8 protein-coding genes are annotated in these 6,686 nt (G+C 72.6%); 4 read left to right on the forward strand and 4 right to left on the reverse strand.

Annotated features, from left to right (window positions below; translation table 11 throughout):
- Nucleotides 1–67 precede the first annotated feature (67 nt).
- Both ACFRU2_RS39125 and ACFRU2_RS39130 read right to left on the reverse strand, forming a co-directional pair.
- On the reverse strand, nt 68–1,099 hold the full coding sequence (locus tag ACFRU2_RS39125) for a hypothetical protein (protein ID WP_382981073.1): 1,032 nt from the start codon (nt 1,097–1,099) through the stop codon (nt 68–70).
- Nucleotides 1,100–1,225: 126 nt separating this feature from the next.
- Nucleotides 1,226–2,011, reverse strand: coding sequence for an IclR family transcriptional regulator (locus ACFRU2_RS39130; RefSeq protein WP_274552515.1), 786 nt, complete (start codon nt 2,009–2,011; stop codon nt 1,226–1,228).
- 157 nt (nt 2,012–2,168) lie between these two features.
- Between ACFRU2_RS39130 and ACFRU2_RS39135 the strand changes: the two genes are divergently transcribed.
- Nucleotides 2,169–3,692, forward strand: coding sequence for an aldehyde dehydrogenase (NADP(+)) (locus tag ACFRU2_RS39135; protein ID WP_382981074.1), 1,524 nt, complete (start codon nt 2,169–2,171; stop codon nt 3,690–3,692).
- Between the two features lie 19 nt (nt 3,693–3,711).
- Here ACFRU2_RS39135 and ACFRU2_RS39140 read toward each other — a convergent pair whose 3' ends face one another.
- Both ACFRU2_RS39140 and ACFRU2_RS39145 read right to left on the reverse strand, forming a co-directional pair.
- Nucleotides 3,712–4,074, reverse strand: coding sequence for an SHOCT domain-containing protein (locus tag ACFRU2_RS39140; RefSeq protein WP_382981075.1), 363 nt, complete (start codon nt 4,072–4,074; stop codon nt 3,712–3,714).
- 12 nt (nt 4,075–4,086) lie between these two features.
- Nucleotides 4,087–4,533, reverse strand: a complete 447-nt coding sequence (locus ACFRU2_RS39145) for a DUF6325 family protein (RefSeq protein WP_382981076.1) — start codon at nt 4,531–4,533, stop codon at nt 4,087–4,089.
- A gap of 125 nt (nt 4,534–4,658) precedes the next feature.
- On the opposite strand from ACFRU2_RS39145, the gene ACFRU2_RS39150 reads away from it, so the two are divergent.
- The 3 genes from ACFRU2_RS39150 (at nt 4,659) to ACFRU2_RS39160 (ending at nt 6,488) form a co-directional block, all read left to right on the forward strand.
- On the forward strand, nt 4,659–4,886 hold the full coding sequence (locus ACFRU2_RS39150; RefSeq protein ID WP_382981077.1) for a hypothetical protein: 228 nt from the start codon (nt 4,659–4,661) through the stop codon (nt 4,884–4,886).
- Between the two features lie 81 nt (nt 4,887–4,967).
- Nucleotides 4,968–6,218, forward strand: coding sequence for a TerD family protein (locus ACFRU2_RS39155; RefSeq protein WP_382981079.1), 1,251 nt, complete (start codon nt 4,968–4,970; stop codon nt 6,216–6,218).
- Nucleotides 6,219–6,320: 102 nt separating this feature from the next.
- Complete coding sequence (locus ACFRU2_RS39160; protein WP_243338429.1) at nt 6,321–6,488, forward strand: hypothetical protein; 168 nt, start codon at nt 6,321–6,323, stop codon at nt 6,486–6,488.
- Nucleotides 6,489–6,686: the final 198 nt, after the last annotated feature.

The following is a 6,686-nucleotide window of genomic DNA, read 5'->3' on the forward strand; positions in this document are numbered from 1 at the left end:
GCCGAGGATCAGATGGACCCAGCGCAGGGGTCTCCACCTCGGCCGCCGCTCCACTCCCGCCCCGCCCTCAGCCCGCGCGGCGGCCGGCGAGGAACCGCCCCAGGACTGCGGTCGCGAGGAGGGCTGTGATCATCTGACCACCGTAGATCACATAGCTCGCGGTGGTGGTGCGTTCGCCGGGAGCCGGGTCGCCGCTCGTGAAGGCCGCCAGCATCCACATCCCCCAGCACAGGGTCGCCGCCGACCCGGTCCACGCGACGGCCAGCGGCCATCCCGCCTGCCGGGTCCCGCCCCGGGCCAGCAGGAGCGCCCCCGCCGCCGCGGTCAGCGCGCATATCCCGTGGACCGCGGAACCCACGGCGGTGTCCGAGGAGTACTGCGCGATCTGCGAGGCGTTCTGCCCGGCCGTGCCGCCCAGTGCCCAGTAGAAGTGCGTCGCCGCGACCACCGCGGCCAGTACTGCCGCGACTCCCGCCGCCACCCCCGTGGGTGACGGGAGCCTCCCCCAGACTCCGTCCGGGGGGACCCCCGGACCGAGGGAACCTTGCCAGCGCCGGCCCCAGCGCTCGCGCGCATAGGGCACGAACAGGCCGGCGAGGGCTATCGCCTGGACGATGAAGCCCGTGTAGACGACGAAGAAGACCCAGTCGTCGAGGAACGGCTTCGGCGCCGTCGGCGCGGCCTTGTCCGGACCCAGGCCCATGCCCCTCAGGAGCAGTTGGCCGGGGAACCCGAGCACGATGGGCGTGAGCAGGCCGGTGGCGACGAAGCTCGGGACCACCAGCAGCCAGGACGGAACCCGCTTGCCCCAGGGCCTGATGAGCACCAGCACGAGCAGGATCACGGCCGCGTCCATGAGAACGGTGACGGCGTTCGCCACGGTGAGGACCAGCCGGGGCTCCAGCAGCACGCTGCCCGCCGGTATCCCCACGTGGCTCCCGGCCAGCCAGGCGGTCTTCAGGGTCAGGTACGGGACGGTGGCGGCGACGGCCACCGCGGCCAGGACCCTGCGCCAGACCCCCGGCCCGGAGGCGGAGGGCTGCGCTGCGTCGTGGGCCGGTCGCGGTGGCTTCGGCAGGGGCACGGCTCGTGTGGTCATGACCCAACGGTCCCGCGTCCGTTGCCCCGCCACCTCCCCCTTGAAGGGGAACCGCCTCCCCCGCCCGGGGGAGGAACCTGGCACTCCGCCGCGCCGCCCGGCAGCAACCCCGCGGCGCCCCCGCCGCTACATGCGCCGCGTCACCACCGACAGCCGGTCGCGCGCCGCGAACAGTGCCGCCTTGATGCCGCGTTCGTGCCCCGGAGTCAGCCGCGCCACCGGTACCGAGCAGCTCACCGCGTCCCGCGCCGGCGTCCGGTACGGCACCGCCACGCCGAAGCAGCGCAGTCCGAGCGTGTTCTCCTCTCGGTCCACCGCGTACCCCTGCTCCCGTACCAGGGCCAGCTCCTCGATGAGCCGGTCCCGGTCGGTGATGGTGTGCTCGGTGACGGCTTCGAGGCGCCGCGGCAGCAGTGCGCGTACTTCCTCGTCCGTGTGCGTGGCCAGCAGTGCCTTGCCGAGGGCCGTCGAGTGCACCGGCAGCCGCCGCCCGACGCGGGTGAAGGGCCGCAGGTAGTGCTGGGACTGCCGGGTCGCCAGGTAGACCACGCTCGTCCCGTCCATGCGGGCCAGGTGGATCGTCTCCGTCGTGTCGTCGGAGAGCCGGTCCAGCGTGGGCCGCGCCGCCGCCACCACCTCGTCCCCGTCGATGTAGGAGCTGCCGACGAGCAGGGCCCGTACGCCGATGCCGTACCGCGTGCCCGTCGCGTCCGTCTCCACCCAGCCCAGGTTCACCAGGGTGCGCAGCAGCATGTAGAGGCTGGATTTGGGCAGGGAGAGGTCGCTCTGGATGTCGGCCAGGCTGTGCAGCCCCGGCCGGGAAGCGAAGTGTTCCAGCAACTGGACCGTGCGTACCGCCGACTTGACGGCCGCCGGTGCGCCCGAGCCCCCCGACTCAGCTGTGGTGGTCATCCGCCTTCGCGCCCCTCTGTTCTCTTGCTGTCTCTTGTCAACCCGGAAGACACGGAAATAGAGTCCACGGTGGATGTGATCATTCATCCAACGGAACAGCGTTCACAATACTGAACGCATCCGCGCGGGTCAGCGTAGATCCAGGAGGCAGTTCGCCATGGCAGCAACACCAGTCTGGAGTGTGGACCCCCGCACCGGGAAGCACCGCGAGCAGGTTGCGGTGGAGGCCACACCCCGGGAGGTGGACGCGGCCGTGCGCGCGGCCCACGCCGCCCGCGGCTCGCTGGCCGACGCCGGGAGGCGCGCCGCCTTCCTGCGCACCGCCGCCGATCTGCTCGACGAGGCAGCCTCCCACGTCATCGAGGCCGCCGACGCCGAGACCGCGCTCGGACCCGGCCGGCTCACCGGCGAGCTGGCTCGCACCACGGGCCAGTTCCGCGCCTTCGCCGACGCCGTGGACGAGGGCTCCTACCTCGACGTCCGCATCGACCGCGCCGATCCCACCACCGCCCCTCCCCGCCCCGAGCTGCGCCGCTACAAGGTGCCGCTGGGCGTGGTCGCGGTCTACGCCGCCTCCAACTTCCCCCTCGCCTTCTCCGTGCCCGGCGGCGACACCGCCAGCGCGCTGGCCGCGGGCTGCCCGGTCGTGGTCAAGGCGCACCCCGACCACCCGGCCACCTCCGAGCTGTGCGCCTCGCTCCTGCGCCGGGCCGCCGTCGTCGCCGGACTGCCGGCCGAGGTCGTCGCCGTGGTCCACGGGTTCGACGCGGGCCTGGAGCTGATCCGGCACCCGCTGGTCAGCGCCGCCGGGTTCACCGGGTCCATCCGGGGCGGGCGGGCCCTGTTCGACGCCGCCGCCGCACGGCCCGTACCGATCCCCTTCCACGGGGAGCTGGGCTCCTTGAACCCGGTCGTGGTCACCGCGGCGGCCGCCGCCGAACGCGCCGAGGAGATCGGCGGCGGGCTGGCCGGCTCGGTCACGCTCGGCGTCGGCCAGTTCTGCGTCAAGCCGGGCCTGGTCCTCGTACCCGAGGGCGCGGACGGGGACCGGCTCGCGGGCGCCCTGACCAAGGCGCTCGGCGAGACCGAGCCCGGGGTGCTCCTCGACCACCGGATGCGGGAGAACTTCGTCGCCGGAGTCCGCGAACGCGCCGCCCTGCCCGGGGTCGACGCACCCGTCACACCCGGCTCGGGCGGCGAGCACACCGTCGGCGCGGGCTACCTGAGCGTGCCGGTGCGGACCCTGCTGGAGGGCGGGCCCTACGAGGTGCTCCTGGAGGAGTGCTTCGGCCCGGTCACCGTGCTGGCCCGGTACGCCGGCCAGGACGAGGCCGCCGCCCTGCTGGGGCGGCTCCCCGGCAACCTCACCGCGACCCTGCAACTGTCGGCCGCCGAGGCGGACGGCGGCCCGGGTCCGGCGGCGGAGCTGATCTCCCAGGTCACGACGCTGGCGGGCCGGGTCGTGGTCAACGGCTGGCCGACCGGTGTGGCGGTGGCCCCGGCCCAGCACCACGGAGGCCCCTACCCGGCGGCGACCTCCCACTCCACCTCGGTCGGCGGCACGGCGATCGAGCGCTGGCTGCGCCCGGTGGCCTACCAGTCGGTGCCGGACGCCCTGCTCCCGGCGGAACTCCGCGAGGCCAACCCCCTGAACCTCCCGCGACGGGTCACGGGAGGCTAGAAGCATCGGGGAGGCCCGGTCAGCCGCTCAGGACCCGGGCCTTCTCCGTCGCGAACTCCTCGTCGGTGAGCAGGCCCTGGGCCTTCAGTTCGGCCAGCGCGGTGAGCTGGCCGACCCGGTCGACCGCAGGAGCCGGTGCCGCGGCGGGCGGGGGCGGCGGCGCCTGCTGCGTCTGCTGCCAGGCCTGCTGCTGCGCGGCCGCTTGGGCCGCCGCCTGGTTGACCAGGGCCTGCTGCTCGGCGTCCGCCGATGCCTGCTGCTGCGCAGCGCGCTCGGCCTGGTTGCGCTGCATCCGGCCGGAGACCGCGGTGGCCGTACCCGCCACGACCGCGGTGCGCGCCATCGCGCCCAGCAGACCGGGGCGCCCGAAACGTCGAGGCATGACCGTCCTCACCTACTTCTCGTCCAGTGCGGCGACGGCGCGTTCCACGCTGTCCCGCGGAATGCGTTCCATGAAGAGCACCTCTCCCCCGGACCCCCGCAGCGCCGAGGCCAGGCGGGTGGCCCAGGAGTTCTCCCAGACCACCACGAGGGCCGAGGACTCCGGGGCGAGGCCCTGCGCGACGGTCTCCAGGTCCTCGTCGCTCAGCAGGTCGAACTCCTCGCCGAGGACCCGATCGAACTGACCGGCCACCTCGGAGTCGGCGAGCTCCACCACGGACACCGCGCCGTCCCGCTCCTTGCGGACGAACGTGAGGTCGAGGATGCGCACCACTCCGTTCTCCTGGAGCTCGCGCAGGGCGGGGGCCACGTCGCCGTTGAACCGGTTGCCGTCGAAGGCGACCACGGCGACGTCCACCGGGCCGATCGACTCGGCCGTCAGAGCTGCACCAGCAGGCATGGACAAAACCCCTTCCATAGCGCACGAAATCACCGCAAAAAGGATCTTACTCGGCACGGCTGGGACCGCATCGCGAGGCGCATATTGCGTTGCGGTCCGCCACCCGGGGACGGCACTCTCGGCCCATGCCCAGACCTCACGGATTCTCGTACGAACAGCGGGGCGACCAGAGCGTCGTCATCACCCACCAGGGCCGGTCCGCGGCCACCCTCCGGGGCGGGCGGGCCGGCGCCTTCCTGGCCGAGGTCGAAGCCGGTGACGCCCAGCTCGTGATGGCGCGCTGGACCGGCTCGTACAAGTTCGGCAACGAGCGGACGGCCAGGAACCACCCTCGCAACCAGGGCCGCGCCTGAGGCGGGAGTGAAGAACCGGGAAACCGGGTGAAAGTAAGGGAACGGCAAAGCCACCTCGGTCGTTCTCCCGGCATGACCGCTATGACCCCTGGTTCCAACCTGCCGCTCAATGCCGTCCGCGTGACGGTGGACGTGGCTGCCCCGGTGCGGCTCGACGTGTCCGCGCTGCTCCTCGCCGCCGACGGCAAGGTGCGTTCCGACGCCGATTTCATCTTCTTCAACCAGCCGTCCGGCCCCGGCGTCACCTACCGCTCGGGCGGCGGCACGGCACCGGACTCGATCACCGTGGACACCGGCGCGGTCCCGCCCGGCATCGAGCGGATCGTCATCACCGCCAGCCCCGATGCCGCGGGCCAGACCTTCCAGGGCATCGAGCCCACCGCCACCGTGCGGGACGCCGGCAGCGGAGCGCAGATCTCCACCTTCACCCCGCCCCAGCTCGGCACGGAGACCGCCCTGGTGGTCGTCGAGGTCTACCAGCGCAACGGCGCGTGGAAGGTGCGCGCGGTCGGCCAGGGGTACGCGAACGGCCTCGCCGGCATCGCGACCGACTTCGGGGTCTCGGTGGAGGAGGAGCCGGCTCCGGCGGCCGCCGCCCCGGCCCCGGTCGCCCCGCCCGCACCGCCCGTGCCCCCGGCTCCCCCGGCGCCCCCCACCTACGCGGCCTCGCCCTGGCTCACCAGCGGCGCCCCCGGGGCGACCCCGGCGCCCGCGCCGGTCGCGGCTCCCGCCGCCGCTGCCGCCCCCGGCAGCGGGAAGATCAACCTCGACAAGGGCCGGGTCAGCCTCCAGAAGAACCAGACCGTGTCCCTCGTCAAGGGCGGCCGGCCGCTACTCTCCCAGGTCAAGATGGGCCTCGGCTGGGAGCCCGCGTTCCGCGGCCGGGACATCGACCTGGACGCCTCGGTCATCGCGTACGGCCCGCAGCGCAACCACATCGACAGCTGCTACTTCGGCAAGCTCTCCATCCTGGGCGGCTCCATCAAGCACTCCGGGGACAACCTCACCGGTGAGGGCGCGGGCGACGACGAGGTGATCGTCGTCGACCTCGGCCGGCTGCCCGCGGACGCGACGGGCCTCGTCTTCACGGTCAACTCCTTCTCCGGCCAGAAGTTCACCGAGGTGGCCAAGGCCTACTGCCGCCTCATCGACGCCGCGACCAACGAAGAGCTGGTCCGCTTCGACCTCACCAGCGCCGAGCCGCAGACCGGCGTGATGATGGCCAAGCTGATCAAGCAGTTCTCGGGCGAATGGGAGATGACGGCCATGGGCGAGTTTGTGAAGTCGCGCACAGTACGGGGCATGGTCAAGCCGGCCGCACAGGCACTCTGAGCAGGTGAGCGGGCACATGGAGCGACGGACGCCCTCTCCGGGTGATCTGTTCCACCCTTAATGCGGAGGTGGCTGTCAGTGCCCGCCCGTAGCCTTGGAAGCATGCACCAGACACTCCAGCCCGCGGGCCCCGCGCGCCCGTCCGCCGCCGAGGCGAACGAGGCGATCCGGCAGCTCGTCGAGAGCCGGGTGGACGGCGAGTGGCCCTCCGAGGCGTACGAGTTCCTCCTCGAAGAGTGGGCCGCGGCCAGCCGCGCCGAAGCTCAGTAAACGAACAGAAGAACAGAAGAACAGAACAAGACGGCGAGAACACGAGAAGAGGCGCCGGGCCCGAAGGCCCGGCGGCTCTTCTCCTGTCCGCCCCCCCCCGATCCGCCACCGCGCCGCCACAGTCCCATGACGGACAGCCCTATGCCCGGGTTCCTGGCGTTTGCTAACAACATCCCCCCCTCCCACGAAAAGCAAACC

Source organism: Streptomyces sp. NPDC056883, assembly GCF_042788835.1.
In the GTDB taxonomy this organism is placed as follows: domain Bacteria; phylum Actinomycetota; class Actinomycetes; order Streptomycetales; family Streptomycetaceae; genus Streptomyces; species Streptomyces stoeckheimensis.